At 70.6% G+C, this 20145-nt stretch carries 19 protein-coding genes and 1 pseudogene; 13 read left to right on the forward strand and 7 right to left on the reverse strand.

What is annotated here, in order from left to right; genetic code table 11:
* Positions 1–217: 217 nt before the first annotated feature.
* From AB8735_RS25170 to AB8735_RS25200, 7 genes are all read left to right on the forward strand, one after another.
* Complete coding sequence (locus tag AB8735_RS25170; protein ID WP_344032357.1) at positions 218–1222, forward strand: MoxR family ATPase; 1005 nt, start codon at positions 218–220, stop codon at positions 1220–1222.
* A 6-nt stretch (positions 1223–1228) separates the two neighbouring features.
* Positions 1229–4315 carry an SAV_2336 N-terminal domain-related protein gene (locus AB8735_RS25175; RefSeq protein ID WP_372409532.1) on the forward strand — a complete coding sequence of 1029 codons (3087 nt, stop codon included), beginning with the start codon at positions 1229–1231 and terminating at the stop codon, positions 4313–4315.
* 190 nt (positions 4316–4505) lie between these two features.
* Positions 4506–4766, forward strand: coding sequence for a hypothetical protein (locus AB8735_RS25180; RefSeq protein WP_372409534.1), 261 nt, complete (start codon positions 4506–4508; stop codon positions 4764–4766).
* Complete coding sequence (locus AB8735_RS25185) at positions 4763–6046, forward strand: HEXXH motif-containing putative peptide modification protein (RefSeq protein WP_372409536.1); 1284 nt, start codon at positions 4763–4765, stop codon at positions 6044–6046. The genes AB8735_RS25180 and AB8735_RS25185 overlap by 4 nt, the downstream gene beginning before the upstream one ends.
* 165 nt (positions 6047–6211) lie before the next feature.
* Complete coding sequence (gene fxsT, locus AB8735_RS25190) at positions 6212–9235, forward strand: FxSxx-COOH system tetratricopeptide repeat protein (RefSeq protein ID WP_372409538.1); 3024 nt, start codon at positions 6212–6214, stop codon at positions 9233–9235.
* A 9-nt stretch (positions 9236–9244) separates the two neighbouring features.
* Positions 9245–9877 carry an EF-Tu/IF-2/RF-3 family GTPase gene (locus AB8735_RS25195; protein WP_372409541.1) on the forward strand — a complete coding sequence of 211 codons (633 nt, stop codon included), beginning with the start codon at positions 9245–9247 and terminating at the stop codon, positions 9875–9877.
* A 223-nt stretch (positions 9878–10100) separates the two neighbouring features.
* Positions 10101–12077 carry a glycosyltransferase family 2 protein gene (locus tag AB8735_RS25200; RefSeq protein ID WP_372409543.1) on the forward strand — a complete coding sequence of 659 codons (1977 nt, stop codon included), beginning with the start codon at positions 10101–10103 and terminating at the stop codon, positions 12075–12077.
* 10 nt (positions 12078–12087) lie between these two features.
* Here AB8735_RS25200 and AB8735_RS25205 read toward each other — a convergent pair whose 3' ends face one another.
* Together AB8735_RS25205 and AB8735_RS25210 are read right to left on the reverse strand one after the other, a co-directional pair.
* Positions 12088–12444, reverse strand: a complete 357-nt coding sequence (locus AB8735_RS25205; protein ID WP_372409544.1) for a hypothetical protein — start codon at positions 12442–12444, stop codon at positions 12088–12090.
* Positions 12445–12507: 63 nt separating this feature from the next.
* Positions 12508–13050: a hypothetical protein gene (locus AB8735_RS25210; RefSeq protein WP_372409545.1), complete on the reverse strand. Its 543-nt coding sequence runs from the start codon at positions 13048–13050 to the stop codon at positions 12508–12510.
* A gap of 351 nt (positions 13051–13401) precedes the next feature.
* Between AB8735_RS25210 and AB8735_RS25215 the strand changes: the two genes are divergently transcribed.
* The 4 genes from AB8735_RS25215 (at position 13402) to AB8735_RS25230 (ending at position 15811) form a co-directional block, all read left to right on the forward strand.
* The gene (locus tag AB8735_RS25215; RefSeq protein WP_372409546.1) at positions 13402–14640 is read left to right on the forward strand and encodes a helix-turn-helix domain-containing protein; all 1239 of its coding nucleotides are present in this window, start codon (positions 13402–13404) and stop codon (positions 14638–14640) included.
* A gap of 69 nt (positions 14641–14709) precedes the next feature.
* Positions 14710–14967, forward strand: a complete 258-nt coding sequence (locus tag AB8735_RS25220; RefSeq protein ID WP_372409548.1) for a hypothetical protein — start codon at positions 14710–14712, stop codon at positions 14965–14967.
* Entirely contained in the window at positions 14964–15287 is a 324-nt protein-coding gene (locus tag AB8735_RS25225; RefSeq protein WP_372409549.1) for a hypothetical protein, read from the forward strand. Before AB8735_RS25220 ends, AB8735_RS25225 begins: the two co-directional genes overlap by 4 nt.
* Positions 15284–15811, forward strand: a complete 528-nt coding sequence (locus tag AB8735_RS25230; protein WP_372409550.1) for a hypothetical protein — start codon at positions 15284–15286, stop codon at positions 15809–15811. Before AB8735_RS25225 ends, AB8735_RS25230 begins: the two co-directional genes overlap by 4 nt.
* Before the next feature lie 233 nt (positions 15812–16044).
* Here the strand turns inward: AB8735_RS25230 and AB8735_RS25235 are convergent, their stop codons facing one another.
* The 3 genes from AB8735_RS25235 to AB8735_RS25245 all read right to left on the reverse strand — a co-directional run bounded on the left by AB8735_RS25235 (position 16045) and on the right by AB8735_RS25245 (position 17931).
* Positions 16045–16383 carry a hypothetical protein gene (locus AB8735_RS25235; protein ID WP_372409551.1) on the reverse strand — a complete coding sequence of 113 codons (339 nt, stop codon included), beginning with the start codon at positions 16381–16383 and terminating at the stop codon, positions 16045–16047.
* 109 nt (positions 16384–16492) lie between these two features.
* A complete protein-coding gene (locus AB8735_RS25240) occupies positions 16493–17251 on the reverse strand; it encodes a hypothetical protein (protein ID WP_372409553.1) in 759 nt (252 codons plus the stop codon).
* A complete protein-coding gene (locus AB8735_RS25245) occupies positions 17230–17931 on the reverse strand; it encodes a hypothetical protein (RefSeq protein WP_372409554.1) in 702 nt (233 codons plus the stop codon). The genes AB8735_RS25240 and AB8735_RS25245 overlap by 22 nt, the downstream gene beginning before the upstream one ends.
* 244 nt (positions 17932–18175) lie before the next feature.
* On the opposite strand from AB8735_RS25245, the gene AB8735_RS25250 reads away from it, so the two are divergent.
* A complete protein-coding gene (locus AB8735_RS25250) occupies positions 18176–18595 on the forward strand; it encodes a hypothetical protein (protein WP_372409555.1) in 420 nt (139 codons plus the stop codon).
* Positions 18596–18650: 55 nt separating this feature from the next.
* Here AB8735_RS25250 and AB8735_RS25255 read toward each other — a convergent pair.
* A pseudogene (locus AB8735_RS25255) lies at positions 18651–18941 on the reverse strand (hypothetical protein); the annotation flags it as partial.
* 230 nt (positions 18942–19171) lie between these two features.
* On the opposite strand from AB8735_RS25255, the gene AB8735_RS25260 reads away from it, so the two are divergent.
* Positions 19172–19597, forward strand: a complete 426-nt coding sequence (locus AB8735_RS25260; protein ID WP_372409557.1) for a hypothetical protein — start codon at positions 19172–19174, stop codon at positions 19595–19597.
* A 224-nt stretch (positions 19598–19821) separates the two neighbouring features.
* Here the strand turns inward: AB8735_RS25260 and AB8735_RS25265 are convergent, their stop codons facing one another.
* Positions 19822–20124 carry a hypothetical protein gene (locus AB8735_RS25265; RefSeq protein ID WP_372409559.1) on the reverse strand — a complete coding sequence of 101 codons (303 nt, stop codon included), beginning with the start codon at positions 20122–20124 and terminating at the stop codon, positions 19822–19824.
* Between the last annotated feature and the right edge of the window lie 21 nt (positions 20125–20145).

Genomic DNA, 20145 nt, shown 5'->3' on the forward strand with positions numbered 1-20145 from the left:
TACCGGTCGTCAGGCCCCATCCGGACCGGTACCTTCGTCCGGGGAACGGCACGAGCGTGAGCGGCACGAGTGCGAGCGGCACCAACGCGAGCGGGACGAGCGTGAGCGGCACAAGCGCGAGCGGGACGAGCACGAGCAGCACGAGCGCGAGCGGCGAAAGCGTGGGGGCCGGGGCGGAGCAGGCCGCGGGAGCCACACCGGCAACGAGGAGCCCAGTGTGAACGATTGGCGCATCTACCGGGGAGCCGGCCTGCCGCACGACGGCATCCGGCGGCTGCCGCCGCCACCGCCCTGGAGGGACTTCGCCGCGGCCGGCCCCGACACCGGCGCGGCCACCGATCCCAGCGCGGCCCGCCGCCTGGGGGTGCAGCGCCGCCTGGTGGAGAACCACCATCCGCGCCCCGAGGAGGTCGAGGCCGTCAACGCCGCCCTCTACCTGCGCCGCCCCCTCCTCGTGACCGGCAGCCCCGGGACGGGCAAGTCCACCCTGGCCCACGCCGTGGCCCACGAGCTGGGCCTGGGGCGGGTGTTGCGCTGGCCCATCGTCAGCCGTTCCGCCCTCCGCGACGGCCTCTACCACTACGACGCCATCGCCCGCCTCCAGGACGTCCAGCTGGAGCGGGCCGGTGCCGACGTCGGCGAGCGGCGCTCGATCGGTTCGTACCTCCGCCTCGGCCCGCTCGGCACGGCCCTGTTGCCCGCCGGGCAGCCCCGCGTCCTGCTCATCGACGAGCTCGACAAGAGCGACCTCGACCTGCCCAACGACCTGCTGAACGTGCTGGAGGAGGGCGAGTTCACCCTCCACGAGCTGGAGCGGATCGCCGACCGCGAGCCCGAGGTCGAGGTCGGCACGGACGACGGCGGCCGCGCGGTGATCACCGGCGGCCGGGTGCGCTGCACCACCTTCCCGCTGATCGTCCTCACCTCCAACGGCGAACGGGACTTCCCCGCCGCCCTGTTGCGCCGCTGCATCCAGCTCGACCTCGAACCGCCGGGCGAGGAGCAGCTGACCGCGATGGTCCGGGCGCACCTGGGCGACGACGCCGTCACCGACGGCGAGGAGCTCATCCAGCGTTTCCTGCACCGCGAGCCCGGCGAGGTCGTCGCCGCCGACCAGCTGCTCAACGCCCTGTTCCTGACCCAGCACGCCCCCAGCACCGAACGCGTCACGCGCGAACGGCTCGCCGACATGCTGATGCAGCCCCTCGACCGCCCGAGGTGATGAGCGATGACGGCGCCCCCCGAGCCGTGGCTGGAGGAACTGGTCGCCCGTCTGCGGTCGGCCGCGCCCGACCTCACCGCCGAGGAGATAGCCGACGCGGTGTGGCTGGCCCGCCGGATGACCCCGGGGCCCGGGGAGGCCGGGGTATCCGTCCCGGCCGGTGACACCGGTCCCGACCCGGTGTTACGGGCCGCCGTTCCCCCTTCCGCCGTGCCCGCGGCCGGCCGGCGCGCCGCGCCCCGGCGGCTGTCCGGGGACCGCGGACGCTCGCCCGCGCCCGCGTCCGTGGCCGTCCGGACGATGCCGCGCCCGCGGCCCGAGGAGGCCGCCGGCGGGCCGGTGGAGGGCTTCCCCGTCCGGGTGCCCACCGCGGCCTCGCTGCCCGGCCTGCTCGGCCTCCAGCGCGCCCTGCGGCCGCTGCGCGGCTACCGCTCGCTGGCCGCGCCCGCCCGCGGCCCGCTCGACGAGGACACCACCGCCGACCGGGCCGCCCGCACCGGCGTGGTGCACCCCGTCTACCACCGCGGCCGCGGGCAGTCTGCCGCCATGCAGCTGTTGATGGACGCCTCTCCTTCCATGGTCGTCTGGGAGCGGACGCTGGACGAAATGGAGCAGATCTGCGCCCAGTTGGGCGTCTTCCGTGACGTCCGGGTCGGCTATCTGCACCGCGCCGCGGACGGCACGCCGCTGATCGGCCCCTCCGCGGCCCGGGGCGCCCGGCCGCGCCCGCGCCCCGCCGAGCAGTTCCTCGACCCCACCGGGCGCCGCCTCACCCTCGTCCTCAGCGACTGTGTGGGCCCCCTGTGGCAGGAGGGGCGGGCCCAACGGCTGCTCCACCGCTGGTCGCTGACCGCCCCCGTCGCCGTCGTCCAGCCGCTGCCGCCCCGGCTCTGGCCGCGCACCGCGCTCCCCGCCGAGCCCGGCCTGCTCACCCGCGACCCGGTGGCCGGCGGCCGGCTGGGCTTCGAGCCCGACGGCTTCGGGCCGCCGCCCCCGCCCGGCGCCCTGCCCGTGCCCGTCCTGCTGCCCGTCCGCGAGGCGCTGGGCGCCTGGGCCCGGCTGCTGTCCGGCCCCGGGCGCACCACCGTCCACGGCGCGGCCGGCCTGCTGCGTCCGGACCACCCGTCCCGCCCCGTCCCGCCCGGCGACGACGGCCCGGGCCCCGGCGCCGACGCCCGGCTGACGGCCTTCCGGGCCTCGGCCTCGCCCGGCGCCCTGCGGCTGGCCGTGCACCTGGCGGCCGTTCCCCTGGCGCTGCCGGTGATGCAGCTGGTGCAGCGCGCCATGCTGCCCGACACCGGGCCCATGGAGCTGGCCGAGGTGCTGCTCGGCGGGCTGCTGTGGCGGACGCCTGCCCCGGCGGGCACCGGTGACGACAGCGGGCCGTGGTACGAGTTCGCCGACGGCGTCCGCGAGCTGCTGCTCCAGTCCCTCGACCGGAGCGAGGCCGCCCTCGTCCTCAAGCACTGCTCCGACTATGTGGAGCGGCACTTCGGCAAGGGCGCCCGCAACTTCTCGGCGCTCGCCGTCGCCCGGCTCGCCGGGCTCCCCCCGGCGCCCGGCGCCGCCCGCGCCCCCGAGGGCCCCTCCCCGGAGCCGGAGCTGTTCGCCCAGGTCCCCGCCCGGGTCGTGCGCTGGTACCGGCCCCCGCAGGCCGAGCCCGGCCCCCTCGCCGAGGCGGAGCTGCTGCTGGAGCTCTGGCACGACCAGGGCGATCCCCAACTCCTCCAGCAGGCCCGGGAGCTGGCCGCCCCGCTCGCCGCGGGCGGACCGGGCGGGGAGCCGGACGGCGAGGGCGTCCGCGCCCGGCTCGTCCTCGGCGGCGTCCTGCGGGCCCTCGCCGGCACGGAGTCCGTCCGCGCGGACGCGCCGCGGCGGCGCGAACTGCTGGACGAGGCGGTCGCGTTGCTGGCGGAGGCCTATGCGCACGGGGCGCCGGGCCCGGCCCGGGAGACGCCTGCCGACGAGGACGCCCCCCGGCACACCGCCGTCGGCCTGGAGCTCGCCGCCGCCCACTGGGACCGCTGGCACGACAGTGGCGATGCGGACGAACTCCGCGCCGCCGAGGGCGTCCTGCGCTCCCTGCCCGCCACCGGCGCCCCCCGCAGGCTGCACCTGGGCCGGGTGCTGCTCGCGCTCGCCGGCGCGGAGACTCCCGCCGGGCCGGCCCCCGCCGCGCAGGCCCTGCTCGCCGAGGCCGTCGCCGAACTGCGCGCCGCCTGCGACCTCCTGGAGGCCGAGGACGCCCCCTACGCCCGCCGCAGCGCCGCCCTCCTGGACCTCGCCCGGGCCCTGCGGCGCGCGGGCGCCCCCGCCTCCGAGGCGCTCCCCGTCCTCGACCGCGCCGAACTGACCGCCGCCGACGACCTCCAGCTGCTGCACGCCCGCGCCGAACAGGCCCGCGTGCACACCGCCGCGGGCGACGGACCCGCCGCCGACGCCGCGTACACCGCCGCCGTCTCCCTCACCGGCCGGGACAGCCCCCGGCGCTGCGCCCTGCTCGGCGAGTGGGGCGCCTCGCTGCTGGAGCGCGCGCAGGCGGAGGGCGGGCGCGGCAGTGGGACGGTCTCCAGGGCGGAGGCCGTGCTGCGCGAGGCGTACGCCGTGAGCCCGGGGCGCGCGCCCGAACGCCCGCGCCTGCAACTCCTGCTCGGCCGCGCCCTGGTGCTGCGCTACGAACGGCTGGGCTTCCTGCCCGACCTCTACGAGAGCTGTCACCTGCTGGAGCAGGCCGCCCGCCGCGCCCCCGACGCGGCCACCCGCGCCGAGTCCTGGCTCGAACTGGGCACCGCCCGGCTCGCGTTGCGCGAACGGGCGCCGGGCGTCCCGCTCTCGGACGCGGCCGACGCGTTCACCGCCGCCGTCGAGGAGGCCCGCGAGGCCGCCGGCGGGGAGTCCGGCTCGGTCGTCGCCGCCCGCGCCGCGCACCGCTACGGGGACGCCCTGGAACGCATGGGCCTGCGGCGCCAGGCGCTCGCCCTGTACCGGACCGCGGCGGGGGAGTGGCGCGACCTGACGGCCCGGCTCGCGGACGTCCCCTGGGACGAGGTCCGGCAGACCCGGGAAGGGGTGGCGCGGCTGTCCGGCGGATGAACGAGGGCGGTACGGAACGGGCCGCGGCCGATCCTCACGAGGCCCGAACGGGTTTCCGGATAACGGTGCCCGGGAAGAACCGAGCAGCCGCGCACGGCTGTTGAGCGGGGATTCCGGCGGAAGGGAGGAGAAGAGAGTGCCCATCGGCTTTCCGACGAAGGGGCCCTTGAAAGGGCCATCGAAGGGGCCATTGAAGGGGCCGTCGAAGGGGCCTTCGCCCGCGGGCGGAGGGGAGAACGCCTCCCCGGCCGACGGCGGTCCGGCCGCCCCGGCGCCCCCGCTGCCCGACCTCACCGGCGTCCGTCTGCGCGGTCTGCGCGCGCTCGACGACCCGTGCCTGTCGGCCGCGGCCGACAGCGTCCTGCTGCACCCGGACGAGCTGGCCGAGACCTGGTACTCCAGCGGGGCCCAGGGCGGCCGCCGGGAAGTCCCGGGCGGCCACCAACCGTGACCCGTGCCTCCGGTGGGGCCCTCGTCCCGCAGCGCGTCCCGCCGTCCGCCCTGGCCCGGCTCGCCCGGACCCGGGCCGCCCCCGAGGACCTCGTCCTGCTGCGGAGCGCCCTGCACGGCAGACGCCTGGTGCTGCTCAAGTCCCTGCTCACCCGTCTGGAGCGGCAGCCCGGCGCGGTGCCCGCCCGCACCCGTGAACGCTTCGAGGCGCACTGGCGGTTGCTGGAGCGCGCCGAGGCCCGGCACGCGCCCTCCGTCCGCGACACCCTCGACTACCCCGCCGTCGGCACCTGGCTCGCCCGCGCCCTCGCCGCGCCCGCCGGGCCGCCGCTCGTCGGCGAGCTAGGCCACTTCGGCGCCGTCGCCGCGGCCGCCGCCCTGCGCTCGGGCGCCGGCTTCACCGTCGAACTGGCCACCCCCGCCGGGGTCCTGGCCCTTCCCGGCATCGGCCTGCTGGAGACCGGCCGCCCCCTCGTCCGCCTCACCGCCCGCTCCCGTACCGCCCGCCTCACCGGCCCCGGTTCTCTCCGTCCGGCCGTCCTGCTGCGCTCGGCCGGCCGCGTCACCGGGGCGGGCCGGGGCTGGCGCGGTCTGCGCCGCCTCCCCGGCGCCGACGCCCTCCTCGACGACCTCGACCCCTACCGCGCCCCGCCCGGCGGCGTCGGCCGGGCCGCCCTGCCCCCCGCGGGCCGCGAGGGGACCGACTGCCGCACCTGGACCCGGCGCTGGCGCGCCGCCCTCGCCCTGCTGCGCGCCACCGACCCGCACCGTGCCGCCGAGACGACCGCGCTGCTGCGCTGCCTGGTGCCCGTCGCGGGCCCGCCGGACGACCCCGGCCTCAAGGTGAGTGCCACCTACCGGGCCGCGCCCGGCGCCGTCCTGGCCACCCTCCCGCCCACCGCGGCCGACCTCGCCGAGGTGCTCGTCCACGAGACCCAGCACAGCAAGCTGGCCGTCCTGCACGACCTCCTCCCGCTGCACGGCGCGGGCCCCGAGGCCCTCCACAAGGTGGCCTGGCGGCCCGACCCCCGCCCGCTGGCCGGCGTCCTCCAGGGCACCTACGCCCACCTCGCCCTGGCCGACTTCTGGGACCGGGCGGTCCGCGGCCCCGCCCTGCCGCCCCCGGCCCGGCGCGACGCGGCCGAACGCCGCGATTCCTACCGCCGGCAGGTCGCGGAAGCGGTCCCCATCCTGCTTGAATCCAGTGAACTGACTCCCGCGGGCCGGGAGTTCGCCGGAGGGATGGAGCGGCTCCTCGCGGCGCTCGGGCAGCCGGGGTGACATCCCCGCCGAGCGGTGCGTGACAGTCGCATGACGTACAGTGATGTCGACGCCGGTGGTGACGACTCCGTGATGACGATTTCGTAATGACGACGTCAGTGATGACGACTCAGTGATGACGACTCAGTGGTGACGACTTCAGTGGTGGCGGAACGAGGGACGCGCATGAACACGCAGCGGTATCAGGTCGGCGGGGGCGCACAGGACCGGGTCGGCGAGCATTTCGTCGTGGTCTTCGCCGGCTACTACCGGCCCTGGGCCACCTGGATCGCCCACCGGCTGGAGAGCCACGGCCACCGCGTCACTCTCCAGCGCTGGGACCCGCCCCGCGAGGTCCCCCTGGAGGACGCCCTCGGCGACCTCCTCCTCGCCTCCGGGCGGATCCTCCTCGTCCTCAGCGACTGGTTCTTCGAACTCGGCCCGCGCCGCGAGGGCGAGTGGAACGACGCGCTCCGGGGCATCGTCAACACCCACGCCGAGCGGTTCGCCGCCGTCAACCTCACCAATCGCGTCCTGCTCCCCGCCACCGCCGTCCTGGAGCCGGTCGACCTGTGGGGCGTCGGCGCCCAGGAGGCCGAGCGCCGCCTCCTCGCCCGGCTCCAGCTCCCCGAGGGCCCGCCCCGCCGCCCCCTGCCGGCCGGCCCCGGCTCCCGCTACCCCAACGACCCGCCCGCCGTCTGGGGCGACGTCCCCCGCCGCAACCGCCGCTTCACCGGCCGTGACGACCTCCTCAACCGGCTCCAGGAGCACTTCACCGAGGCCGACCACGGCACCGCGGTCTGCGCCCTCCTCGGCATGTCCGGCATCGGCAAGACCCAGATGGCAGCGGAGTACGCGCACCGGTTCAGCTCCGACTACGACGTGGTCTGGTGGGTCAACTCCGACACCCGCGGCACCCAGCGCGAGCGCTTCGGCGAACTCGCCCCCGAACTGGGGCTCGACGCCGGCTCCGAGCCCGGCGAGCGGATCCGCGCCGTCCGCGAGGCGCTGCGCCGCGGCGAGCCGTACGGCCGCTGGCTGATCATCTTCGACGGCTGGGACGACACCGACATCGCCGACGAACTGCTGCCCGCCGGCCAGGGCCACGTCCTGATCACCTCCCGCAACCGCAGCTGGGACCGGGCGGGCGCCACCGTCCTCGACGTCCCCGGCTTCCAGCGCCACGAGAGCACCGGCTATCTGATGCGCCGCGCGCCCCGCCTCACCGCCGACCAGGCCGACGAGGTGTCGACCGAACTCGGCGACATCCCCATCGCCCTCGTCCAGGCCGCCGCCTGGCTGGGCGAATCCGACATGGAGGTCTCCGACTACCTCCGCATGGTCCGCGAGGGCGAACTGTCGGGTGTCGAGCCCCAGGGGGACTTCACCGACATCCCCCGCTCCTCCCTCACCTCCTGGTCGATACTGATCAACCGCCTCCGCGAGACCCAGCCCCACGCCGTCGAACTCCTCACCCTCTGCACGGCGTTCGGCGCGGGCCGTATCCCCATCGGCCTCATCCGCGTCATGCCCCCCGCCCAACTCCCCGAGCACCTGGGCTGGCTGATCTCCGACCTCCCCTCCTGGACCCGCGCCCTCGACACCCTGGTCAACTACTCCGTCTTCACCCGCGAGACGCGCGACCTCCGCACCACCCAGTCCAACGACCCGGGCCCGGAGCAGGAGTCGGTGCACATGCACCGCCTCGTCCACGACATCGTCATCCGCCTCTCCTCCCCCTCCGACCGCCAGCTCTACCGCCGCATCGTGCGCCGCATGATCGCCGCCGCCGACCCCGGCAACCCCCAGGACAGCCGCCTCTGGCCCCGCTACGCCGAGCTCCTGCCCCACCTGGAACCGTCCGGCGCCCTCGGCAGCCACGACTACAAGGTCCAGGAAACCGCCCTCAACATGCTGCGCTACTGCTGGCACAGCGGCGAGTTCCGCACGGGCGCCACCCTGGCCGAACAGATCCGCACCCGCTGGACGGACCTGTTCCCGCCGGAACACCCCCGCATGCTGGAACTCACCGTCCAGCAGGGCAACATCCTCCGCTCCTACGGCCGCTTCCGCGACGCCTACGAACTCGACCGCGCGACGCTGGACCGCCTCCGCGCCCTCCCCGACGCCGACGCGACGAGCCTGATGACGGCCACCAGCTGCCTCGCCGCCGACCAGCGCTTCCTCGGCCAGTTCACCGAGGCCCTCCGCATGCAGCGCGAAGTCCTCGACTCCGCCCTCGAACTCCTCGGCCCCGAGGACTACACGACCCTCCTCGCCCAGCACAACCTGGGCGTAGGCCTGCGCCTGCTGGGCCGCTACGCCGAGGCCTACGAGATCGACCTCGAAACCCTCCGCACCCGCGAGAGCCTGCTCCGCGCCCGCCACGCGGCCACCCTCATGTCCGGCATCGCCTGCGCCCGGGACCTCCGCCTGATGGGCCGCTACCAGGACGCCCTGGCCCGCCAGGAGTTGGGCGTACGCCTCCAGATCCAGATCCTCGGCCCCAACAACCCCCGCACCCTGCGCGCCCGCCACAACCTCGTCCTCTCCCAGCGCCGCGCCGGCATCCCGTACGACATCGGCGCCGCGATGGCCACCCTGCTGGAGCAGATGGAACAGGTCCACGGCCGCGGCCACTACGAGACGCTGGCCCTGGTCGTCGACTACGGCAACTACTGCCGCGAACACGGCGACCTGCACCAGGCTCGCGAGCTGATCGAGGAGGGCGAGAGCGGCTACCGCACCCTCCTGGGCCCCGCCCACCCCGTGAGCACCGGCATGCTCTCCAACACGGGCCTGGTCCTCCAGGCGGCAGGCGAACGCGCCGAAGCCCTCACCATGTTCGAAGCAGCCCTGGCCGGCCTCACGGCTTCCCTGGGCCCTGACCACCCCTGGGTCCTGGGCTGCGCCCTGAACGCCGCGGCGGGCCGCAACTTCACCGGCCGCCTGGAAAGCGCCATGGACCTGAGCCGCGACACGCTGCGCCGCTCCCGCCTGATCCTGGGCCAGGACCACCCCTTCACCCTCTCCTGCGAGGTGGCCCTGGCGGCCGACTTGCGCGCTCTCCGTGAACACGAGGAAGCGGGCAAGGTGGAGGAGGACGCCTTGCAACGCTTGGCCCGCACCCTGGGCGCCCAACACCCGCACGCGATGTCGGCCCGGCAACGTACTCGCCCGTACTGGGACTTCGAGCCGTACCTGGGCTAGATTCCCGGGATGACCAACGAGGAGCCCTGGCGATCGACCGGCCTGCCCGCGTACGGAGACATCGACGCGCCCTTGCTCATCATGGTCGAGGACACCATCCACTACAGGTGGATGGGGCGGCGTTTCGTGGTCACTGGCCGAGTGTGCCGTGGCGTCGTCGAGGTGGGCGAGCAGGTCGAGATCGTCGGCCTGGGGAAGACGCGAACCGCTGTGGTCGGCAGCATCGACGCGTTCTGGCAACAAGTCGGCCGAGCCGAGCCCGGCCGCAATGTCGCCCTGGAGTTCCCCGGGTTGACCCGAGAGGACTTCCAACGCGGCCAAGTCCTCGCCACACCCGGCTCGATAGCCCCGTACACCGACTTCAAGGCGGAGATATACATCCGCACGGAAGAAGAAGTCGGCCGCCCGATCATCTTCCCCCAGGCCCGCAAGCACGTGTTCCACCTGGGCTACGTCGAAACCTCCGGCAAGGTCCTCACGCTCCACCGGGACGGCCAGGACCTGGAGTGGCCGTCCCCCGGCCCCGCCACCCTGATGGCCCGCCTGTTCGAGCCCGTAGCCCTGGAGCCGGGCCTGCCCCTCCTCATCCGCGAGAGCGGAAGCGCGATCGCGGACGGGGTCGTCACGCACGTGCTCGCCTGACGCTCCGCGTCACTCGACGACGAAGGTCCCCTTGGCGGGCAACGTGATCACGGGTCGTATCGATCGCGATGCCGCACTGCTCTCCTTCTACCGGAGGGTGTCCCTGATCCGTGCGGTGTCGGCCCGGATCAGGGCGTTCCGTATGAAGTCGCCCATTGGTCGCGCATGGCCATGACCTACCCTTTACTAACGCCCCTGAACTTTGAAAACGGAGCACCCCGCCATGCCTGCGCCGGACGTCACGGTCATCATCGCCGCGTACAACGCCATGCCGTATGTGACCCGAACTGTCCGGTCGGTCCTCGACCAGTCCCTGGGCGGGGAGCGCGTCGAGGTGATCGTGGTCGACGACGGCTCCACGGACGGTACGGCAGCCGAGCTCGACCGCTTGGCGGCGCAGGCGTCGCAGATGCACGTCATCCACCAGCCGAACTCCGGCGGACCCGCCGCCCCGCGCAACCGTGGCATCGGTCACGCTACCGGGCGGTACGTCTTCTTCCTCGACGCCGGCGACCGCCTCGGTCCCGAGGCCCTGGAGCGCATGGTCGCGGCAGCGGACGCGAACGGATCCGACGTCGTCCTCGGGCGCATCGTGGGGGAGGGCGGCCGCCGTGTCCCCCAGTCGATGTTCCGGCGCAACCAGCCGAAGACGGACGTCTTCACCTCCCGCGTGTACTGGACACTCGGTCCCTGGAAGCTGTTCCGGCGCGAGCTGGTCGAACGGCATCAACTCCGCTTCGACACGGGCCTGTCGATAGGCGAGGACCAGCCGTTCACCGCGACCGCGTATCTCAAGGCCGCCGCGATATCGGTGGTCGCCGATTACGACTGCCTGTACTTGCTCGCACGGGAGGACGGAGGCAATATCACCGCGCAGGAACACGGCACGCGGATGCGTATCGACCTCTTCCGGACGATGACCGAGCTCATCGCCGACCACGTCCCGGCCGGCCCGGACCGCGACGCCTTGATGCACCGCCACTTCGCCGTCGAACTCCGTGAAGCTGTACTCCAGTTGTGCCGCGAGCCCGACCGAGGCGTCCAGGACAAGTATCTGCGTGAACTGGCCGACCTGATCGCCCCGTACTGGACCGGGGGCCTCGCCGCCCGCCTTCCCGCCGTCTTCCGGCTCCGCTACCACCTCGTACGCCACGCGCTCCTCGACGAACTCCTCACCCTCGTGCGCTGGGAACTGGACCGCGGTGCGGCGAACTCCGAGATCACCACCTCGGCCCCCACGACCACAACGGACCCGGACGTCCATATCGACAATGGCCGCGCCTACGCCCTCTATCCGTACTTCCGCGACTCCACACTCAACATCCCCGACGACTGCTACGACATCACATCCGAACTGCGCATGCGCCACCGTGTCGACACCGCCGACATCGACGGATCGGGGCTGCGCCTCACGGGGCACGCGTACATCCACCGAATACCGGCGAGCGACATCACCAGGGAGCTGGTACTCCGGAAGCGGGGGACGAAGACTGAGCTGCGCCTGCCGGTGGCTTCGGTTCCTGCTGCGGGCGAAGACGGTGACCTGCCCGGCTATGACACCGTGATCGACCTCGCACCGCTCGCACCCGGCCTGTGGGACATCTCGCTCGCAGTGAACGCACGGGGCATCGTCAAGGAAGCCCGCCTGGGCAGCAGCCGCGCCGAGTCAGTCACGACTGCGACGGCCACGATGGTCACCGATGCGGGGACGGCTGTAGCCCTCTACACCACGAAGCCGTACGGCAACCTCACCTTGGACGTCGGCGAAAACCACCACCGTGTACTGCCTCACCTGCGCGTCACCGGCTCTGCGTGGTCGCCGGACGATCCGACCGCGCTGATCGTGAACGGACGCTGCACCCTGGCGAGTTGGCCGCAGGGTGCGCTGACGGTGTACGCCAGGGATCCGCACGGAGCGGAGTGGGCGGTGCCGGTGGAAAACTCCTCGTCCGACGGCACGTTCAGGGCGCTGCTGCGGTGCGAGACCGCCGGAGAGTGGGAATTCGGCCTTCGGCTGACGGCGGGGGACCGGGAGTGGGGCGTACCGGTACCGCCGGAGCCGGCGCTCAAGCCTGCTCGTTGGCGACGGTTCGGCTTGCCGTGGTACGCGAAGCCGTTGGCAGGGCGGGACGCGCTGACATTGCGCGTGGGAAGGGTGGAGCTGGCCAAGGCGATACGGAACAGGTTCGAGGGACGGTAGCCACCGGCTGTCAGGAGCCACCACCCATGCGTTTGATCCTCTCGAACGGGTACCGGCCCATGACGACGACCAGGAAGCCATAACCCGCCAGCGCGAGAAGGGCGGTGAGGGACAACGGCTGCTGCTCGTCGGCGCTCATCGCGAAGACGAGCGGAACCAAGGGCGGAACGCTCAGCATGGCCGCCCTCGCACACCAGGACGCGACAAGCGCGTTGGCCTTCCTCGTCAACTCGGGATCGGCCGCCACGGCAGCGGGCACCTCGTACCCGCGCCGCCTGTCGCAGACGAGCCCGCGACGGCCGGTGACGGCGGCCAGCAGAGACACCAGCCCCAACAGCGCGAAGCCGATAAACAAGACGTAGATCATGGAATGTCGCCCCGATCGGGACCGGACGGCAGGGGCTGCCGACCCCTGCCGTCGCAGAAGTGCCTAGCGGATGTACTTGATGATGAAGGCCGCGACGAGGGAGACGGCCTTGTTCTTCACCCAGCCCGGCAGGACCTTCCAGGCCCAGCCGCCGATCTCGCCACCGAGGCAGCCGATGATCGCGTTCTTCGCGTAAGTGCCCTTGCCCGAGAACTTGCCGTCGGCGACATCGCTCAGTACAGAGGTGGGGACACTGGCAACGGCTCCCCGAGCGCACCACGCGGCGGCGGCGATCGCGGCGGCCGCGATCGGGAAGGCCCGCTTCACCCGCCCGCTCTCCTTGCCGGACTTGCCGGACCGCATGGCGTCCTCGATCTCGGCCTCGGCTTCCGGACCGAGCCCGTTGCTGATGAAGTCGAACTGCTCCGCGGTCAGAGACTCGTCGGGCCGGTCCTGCTGAACGGACAGAGATGCGGCCCTGCCGCCTTCCTCGGCTTCCGCGGCGTGTGCTGCTCCCGCGGTGAACAGCACGCTCGCCGCCGTGAGTCCCGCGAGGGTGACGGTGGCGCGGCGCAGTGCGGTGCGTGACAGTATGGCCGTAGACACGTGGTGCCTTTCTGATGGTGCTGTGCGTTGTCCTCGTCGGCCGGGGCTGTACGGGTCGAAACGAATGGCCCCGGTTGGCGATCTTGACCATTTCTATACAAGTTTTTTGCTTGCGTAAAGGTTGGTTGCCCGCGCGTACCTGTTGGTTGCGAAGGGCCCGGACGGACTCGAGCTGTCCGCGCGTCGAGTTCGCAACGGACATGCGGATTCGGCTGAAGGGCGGAGCTGGTCGACCCAACTGAACCTCCCACGGCGGCAGTAGACCTGCCGAATGCGGTGGAACAGTTTCGGCGAGCCTCAAGGAAACGCCCTAGGCTGGGAGTTGAGCCCATGCCTTCGAGGGGAATGTCCATGATCGATGTACCGGAACTCAGCATCGGCGAGCGGATCAGGCACTACAGGACGAAGAGTGGCAAGTCGCAGGCGGCTCTGGGCGGGCTCGTCGGCCGTTCCGAGGACTGGGTGTCCAAGGTCGAACGTGGCCTGATCCCCGTGGACCGCCTGTCCCTGCTCCTCGACATCGGCCGTGTCCTGGGCGTCCGCGACCTGGCCGACCTGACCGGCCCCGCCATCTCTCTGTCACTGACGTCCTCGCCGGAGCACCCCGCTGTCCCGGCGATCCGTCGTGCTCTGCACACTCCGCCGTCACTCCTCGGCTCCGGGCTTCCCGGTGAACCCTTGACCGCGGACGAGTTGGCGCGGCGCGTCGACGAGGCATGGCAGGTGTACGAGACGCGGACGGAGCGGTACGGTCCTGTCGGGCAAATGCTGCCCGGCTTGCTGGCCGAGGCATATCTGACCGTGCGCAGCACGGGCAGCGAAGACGAACTGGAGGCCCCACGCTCCCTGATCTCCCTGCTCCACCTTCACCAGGTATTCCTGCGTCGCGTCGGCGAGCGGAAACTGTCCCTGACGGCGGCGGACCGGGCGATGCAGATCGCCGACGACACCGGGGATCCGACTCTCATCGCCGCCTCGGCGTGGAACGTCTGCGGCATCCTCACGTCGAGCGGCGAGGTAGGGGACTCCCTGGAGTTGGCCCGGTCGGCCATCGAGCACGTACGGCCGGGGGACGACGCCGGCCCGGAGTACCTCTCCGCGTACGGAGCACTGCACTTGGCCGGGGTGATCGCGGCGGTCCGCCAGGGCAAAGCCCCGGTGGCCTGGGACCTGTTGCGCGAGGCGGGCACGGTGGCAGAGCGGCTCGGCACCGACCGCAACGACTGGCACACATCGTTCGGCCCGACGAACGTCAAGATGCACGCCGTGCACCTGGCGGCCGAAGAAGGCGACGCCGCCGAGGCGTTGCGGCTAGCCGATGACGTGGAGGTGCCGGAGCCCGGCGGCGTGCTGCCGCTGGAGCGTACGACCCGGTACCTGGTCGAGGTGATGCACGCCAACCGGCTGACGGGTGACGACTACGCGACGCTGTACATGCTCCGGAAGATCAGGGAGACGAGCCCGGAGGAGATCCGGTACTTCCCCCTGGTGCGTGACGCGATCGGGGCCCTGCTCAAGCGCGAGCGCCCGACGTACCGGCGTGAGCTGCGCGAACTCGCCGCGCACGTAGGCGTCCTGGCGGCGGCCTGACTCGGATACAGGGGCAGCCCGGAAAGCCTTTCCGGGCTGCCCCTGTCCGACCGCCTTACGGTCTGTCGCATGACAACCACCGAAAGGCACCGGACGGCGAAACCCGTGACCGCCAACCCCGCACAGGGCGTGCGGATCGAGCGTCTTCCCGGTAAAGCCCTGCGCTGTACCGAGGCGGGCCGCATCGCGCTGCCGCTGTGGGTCATCAACGACGGCGTTCACCTGGGGGACGGTGAACTCGTCCTGACCTACGAGGAGGCTCGCGGCGTCCAGGAGGAACTGGGCGTGCTGCTGACCCCCGCCCCTCCTGAGGAGGGCAGCGAGTGATCCCCGTACCCCGCCGCAGCGTCGCGGACCGTACCCGCCGTGCCGCACTCGCCGCCGCGGCCGCCGGCCTTCATCCCGGCAATCCGGGCGCGGAGGCCGCCGCGTGGTCGATCAGCCAGGACGCCGCCAGTGGCGCACCGCTCTACGAGTTCCAGTGCGCCACCTGTCGGAAGATGTCGAAGACGAGCGAGGGAGGCCCGCTCGCCCCCGAAGTATGGGCGCTTCGGCACACCGCCCTCCATCCCTCCCACCGCTCGTACTGTTCCGTCGTCACGTCGTTCTGGCGCGTGGCCCTGGTCGGTGAGGAGGTGCGGCCGTGAAGGAGAGGACAACTCCCCATCCATCGACCCGCGATCACGCAGGAGCTCGATGGCTCGTTTCCCGCGCCAGTCGCCCCGGCGAGATCCACGAAGCCTGGGCCATGGGGCGGACGCCCAGCGTCGAGATCGGGCGGCGTTTCGACGTCGTGCACTTGTTGGCCGGCGTCGTCGAAGGCGTGCTTCCCGGGATCAGGACCGACGAAGTCCTTGAGAACGCCTTCCGTGCCGCAGGCATCGGGCACGGTGTGATCGTGTCACGGCAGCGGGACACCTACAGTGTCCTGGTCCGGACAGGGACCGCCAGGACATGGGACGCGCCGAACACGAGCGCCGTCGGTACCGATGACCATCTGCGCTATCTGCGTGTTCCTCACCCGGGTCGGAAGGAAGGGCCTGGCGCCTTCTGGCTGTTGCCCGTCCCTGAGCGGGACGAGGCGCTCCCCGGGGCGGAACAGGTCTGTTCGCTGCTGCAGCAGCCCCAAACACGCAGTATCAGTTGGATGCGTTCGACAGCGTCGCAGTGAGCGTTATCGGTCCGCACGCTGGATGAGTGGATTGGTTCGACAACAGAATGGGCAAGGTCCCAAGGGCGTTGAGTGAGGTGTCTTGCACCTCGACTCGTCATCCAAGGGGCCTTGTTGGTTACCTATCCTGCTGCACTAGACCTGCTGTGTTCTCCCGCCGAGGTGGTCGCGATGCTCATCATCCTTCGGTCATGAGTCCCTGAAGGTCCTAGAGCTTCAGGGAGGGAATACATTTACTCGGCGGGTGCGCTGAACCAACAGATGTAGATGAAATCCAGTGGATCTTTGTATTTCTGCATGCCTTCGGCTACTTTCCGGAGCGTCTGTTCGCGTGAAAGATTCCACGGGATCACTGCTTCACCTTCGAGAGGGCTCATGTCGCCGATCTGTACGCCGCGGTCCAACAGATCGTCAACCAGTTTCAGCGTCACCGCCTGGATCTGAGCCTCGGTACTCCCCTTTCCTGCGACTGTCTCGGCCGCGTCTCGAACGGGCGTGAAATAGACGGGAGTCGTTTTGGCGTACTGGGTCAGGTAGTCCAGTTCTTCTTCGTACTGCTCGCCGGCCAGCATCCGGTCTCTTGCTCCTTCTCTGGGGGTAGCGCCCCGCCGCCGGGACGACCAAGAGTTCCACCGAGCCCCTGAGCTGCAAGGGTCTCGTACGAGGACCCTCAGAGCCGGGTCACCTCCCCCTGGGTTCGGCTGTCCCGCATGTGGTGGACGGCTGCCGGCTGAACCTTGAGTAGAGGTCGGCATCGCGCCACCCGTCCGAGAAGGAATCCAGCATCGCTTCGTAGAGCCTGAGGTTGCTGACATTCCTCCCAGGATCAGAGATCCTGATCAGGATCGCTCGCTCGATATCTGGCCATCGCAACTCGTGCATGACAAAAGAGACCAGCTCGACGACGCCTTCCCTGAGCGAATCGATCAGGGAGAGAATCTCGGCTTCGAACTGTGGTCTCAGGCCGGGGTTTCGCCGCAGTACCGCGAGCGCACGCTCCAAGTCTTGCTTGAGAGCCTCAACGCCGCACGATTTATCGGCGATGCCCAAGACTGTTTGAGCGATACTTTGGAACTCTGCGATGGGGTCGGCAGGGCAGGCGATCTCTCGGTCCGTGCCGGTCCTCCCGTCGTGGTACCGCACCCTCCAGCCAGGTCCGAGTTCCTGCGCGAGGCGTCTGGCGAGAGTCTCGCCCGTCTCGGCAAAGGCATTCTCGGCTTCTTCCGAGGGGAAGGTGGACGATGCCGGATCGTCCCAATGCAAGATGCTGTCGTATTCCGCAGCCCACTCGTTCAGGCCTTTGACCAGGTCCGGTGACAAGCCCAGTCGAGGGTCGTCCGGCGGGATGTTGTCGTACTCGTCCGGGAGCCAGAGCGGATAGCAGCCGTAGTCGGCCAGGACTCGGACGATACGAGCCTTCACCGCGATCCTCCTGGCCATGCCTTGTCCGTGAATCCGAAGAACCGCATCACTGTGCTGCGTTGATCCTTCACTGTGCCCACTGTCGAGGGTTTGGCAGGCAGGAAGATGTCCACGAGATCGGCGCCGGTCAGAGGCGGATCCCGCCGCAATGGGTAGGCGAGCCGTCCGTTCGACATTTGACGTTCCATTCCCGATGGGAACACCGTGGGTCGAGCCCCCTGGCAGCAGAGTAGGAAGCCGTCTGCTTCAAGTGCACAGCGGACTTTTATGAGGCACTCGAAGAGGTTCGTGCCCGGGTGGGTCGTAGTCGTCCCGTCGGCGCGGATCAGTGTAATGCTCGGCGTGCCGGAGTCCTCGACTCCGAGGATGACGGACTCCTGACTGCCGTCATTGTGGACAGCGGTCAGATGGTGTTCGTCCAACACGGCTCCAGGGGTCGGTGTTCGGGAAAAGGAATGGACCGCTCTGTCGTTGGCTTCGAGGAGACGGCGGAGGCGCTGGATCTCGGCGATCAGGCGAGGAATGTCCTCGCGGGCGCCGGCGATGAAATGCGCGTTCTCGTCCCACCGTTCGTCCACGACGTCCACGTAGCGAGGCTGCTGCACCAGAGTGGCGGCAACGATTTCATGGTGGTCGAATTCCGGCCAGCGCTCCCCGAGCCCGGTGTCGGGGGCAGTGCTGACTGCGACAAGGTTCATGGCGGAGTCGTCGTCGAGTTGCCGTACGTGCCAGGGGCCAGGAGTCGCGGCGTCCGCGCGTCCTTGGATGGCGCTGAGGTCTTCAGTAGTAAGAGGGTCTGGAGTATTCATAGGAAGCCAGTATCTCGCGCGGGTTCTAGGCCATGGAGTGGCGATTAGGACGGAAAATCCCTCGTGAACTGACGTGGTGTCACATAGGGTTTGTTTCGACAACCGACAGGAGTTACAGGGGGAAGGAACCATAGTGAAGATGTCTCGTACGGGCCGTCGTGCGGTCGGAAGCTCCTTTGCTGCTTTGATGATTGGCGCTGCGGCGTTGGCCGCCGCGCCGACCGCCGCTGCCAAGAGCTACTCGCTGGATGTCGACAACGTGACCTTGAAGAAGCCGGGCGTTCTGGTCGACGTCAACTACACCTGCGACGACGGCGATGTGAACTGGTTGATCGTCAACGTCACCGAGCTCGGCAAGTCGTCGGGCGGGGCGTTCGGCGGGGCCTCCGTCAACAAGGTTACGTGTGACCACGAGAGCCACAAGGCACGGGTCTATGTTGATCCGGTCAAGGGGCAGTTCGCCAAAGGCAGCAAGGTGCGGGCTACCGTCAGCTACTTCAGCACCGACTCCGGGCTGAGTGGCTGGGTCAGGGACATGGTCAAGGACTTGTAGAGCCTGCCTGTCGAAACGGGCCCCGGCTCGTTCGGCTGACGGGATCGGATCCTCGTCAGGCGTCGAACACCTCGTTCACCAGAGCCGTCTGCTCCACCTGGTGGCGCTTCGCCGAGCCGACCGCCGGGGACGACGAGTGCGGGCGGGAGATGCGGCGCAGGCGCTCGGGGGCGGGGACGTCGGCGCCGACCGCCAGGTCCAGGTGGTCGATCAGGTTGAGGGCGATGAACGGCCAGGCGCCCTGGTTCGCCGGCTCCTCCTGGGCCCAGATGTACTTCTGGGCGTTGGGGAACTTGGCGATTTCCGCCTGGAGTTCGGCACCCGGGAGCGGGTACAGGAACTTGAGATCGTTGACGGCAGGCTGCCACCAGGCGGCCGGCGGATTTTTTGGGCAGACACTATCGCCGCCAGGGCGTAAAGGAGTTGGATCAGGCCGAGCTCGTCGGTACGACGGGAAGCCAGAGATGGTTGGCCGACCCCTGTGTGATAAAGATCCACTCACGGGTGTGATGTTGCGTCAGTTATTTTCGGTGGGCGCAACTGACAGATGTTGCAGAGAAGCAGGGGGGAAGAGCCATGAAGGTATCTCGTATCGGCCGTCGTGTCGCCGGAAGTGCCGCCGCCGCTTTGATGATCGGTGCCACGGCGCTGGCCGTCGCGCCGACCGCCTCGGCCAAGGCCTACTCGCTCAGCGCCGGCAAGGTCGCGTTGAAGAAGCCCGGCGTCGAGGTGGACGTCACGTACTCCTGTGACGCGGGTTCGAAGGACTGGCTGGTGGCCGGGGCGGTCAACGTCAACCATCCGTGGGGGGTGGAGGGTTCGGTCATCGTCAAGGGCGACAAGCTCGTCTGCGACTACGAGACCCACAAGATGAAGGTCTTTGTACCGCCCATCGTGGACCAGCAGTTCAACAAGGGCGACAAGGTCGAGGTCACCCTGGTCTACTTCGACTCCGAGAACGGCCGCCGGAGCTTTGAGACGAAGACCACCCAGGTGGTGTGAGTCAGGGCCGGAAACAGGTCGGGGCCCGTACCGTGCGTAAGCGGTACGGGCCCCGACCCGTGGTGGGCGTCATGGCCGGGCGGGCGCGCGACATTCGCCCCGTCAATCCCGTACAGCGCCCGGTACCGGCCGACGTGCAGTCGCCAGGTGTCCGTTCCGCCCAGGTGTACGGCGGTGGTTCGTCGTGAGGGCGTGCGTGGTCCGGGGTGCGTTGTCGGCCCGGATCAGGGGTGGTTGGGCACGGCCACGGCCTCGGCGCGGGCGAGTTCGATGAGGTGGAGGTCGGCGGCGTCCTCCAGGGCTGCGCGGGCCTCGGGGTCGTTGCCGGCCGTGTCCACGACGGCCTGCCGCCACCAGTCGTTCAGCAGGAGGCCGAGGGCGTCGGGGCTGTCGGCGTCGCGCACCTCGTCCCGGAAGCGTCCGTGCCATCTCCCGTCCAGGGCGTCGGCGATACCGCCGATGGTGCGGGGGATGTCCGGCAGTTCGGTGGAGAGGTTTATGGCGGGCTCCGGGAGGGGGAGGGACATGCTCGCCTTCGGAGCGTGGGG

The sequence above is a fragment of the Streptomyces luteireticuli genome, from assembly GCF_041519305.1.
Taxonomy (GTDB): Bacteria; Actinomycetota; Actinomycetes; order Streptomycetales; family Streptomycetaceae; genus Streptomyces; species Streptomyces luteireticuli.

Bases quoted from the DNA above. Each gene is read 5' to 3' on its own strand.
- AB8735_RS25235 (WP_372409551.1), bottom strand. From the start codon at position 16,383: ATGCTGGCCGGCGAGCAGTACGAAGAAGAACTGGACTACCTGACCCAG.
- AB8735_RS25245 (WP_372409554.1), bottom strand. From the start codon at position 17,931: ATGAACCTTGTCGCAGTCAGCACTGCCCCCGACACCGGGCTCGGGGAG.
- AB8735_RS25220 (WP_372409548.1), top strand. From the start codon at position 14,710: ATGACAACCACCGAAAGGCACCGGACGGCGAAACCCGTGACCGCCAAC.
- fxsT (WP_372409538.1), top strand. From the start codon at position 6,212: ATGAACACGCAGCGGTATCAGGTCGGCGGGGGCGCACAGGACCGGGTC.
- AB8735_RS25175 (WP_372409532.1), top strand. From the start codon at position 1,229: ATGACGGCGCCCCCCGAGCCGTGGCTGGAGGAACTGGTCGCCCGTCTG.
- AB8735_RS25195 (WP_372409541.1), top strand. From the start codon at position 9,245: ATGACCAACGAGGAGCCCTGGCGATCGACCGGCCTGCCCGCGTACGGA.
- AB8735_RS25265 (WP_372409559.1), bottom strand. From the start codon at position 20,124: ATGTCCCTCCCCCTCCCGGAGCCCGCCATAAACCTCTCCACCGAACTG.
- AB8735_RS25200 (WP_372409543.1), top strand. From the start codon at position 10,101: ATGCCTGCGCCGGACGTCACGGTCATCATCGCCGCGTACAACGCCATG.
- AB8735_RS25260 (WP_372409557.1), top strand. From the start codon at position 19,172: ATGAAGGTATCTCGTATCGGCCGTCGTGTCGCCGGAAGTGCCGCCGCC.
- AB8735_RS25205 (WP_372409544.1), bottom strand. From the start codon at position 12,444: ATGATCTACGTCTTGTTTATCGGCTTCGCGCTGTTGGGGCTGGTGTCT.
- AB8735_RS25240 (WP_372409553.1), bottom strand. From the start codon at position 17,251: ATGGCCAGGAGGATCGCGGTGAAGGCTCGTATCGTCCGAGTCCTGGCC.
- AB8735_RS25215 (WP_372409546.1), top strand. From the start codon at position 13,402: ATGATCGATGTACCGGAACTCAGCATCGGCGAGCGGATCAGGCACTAC.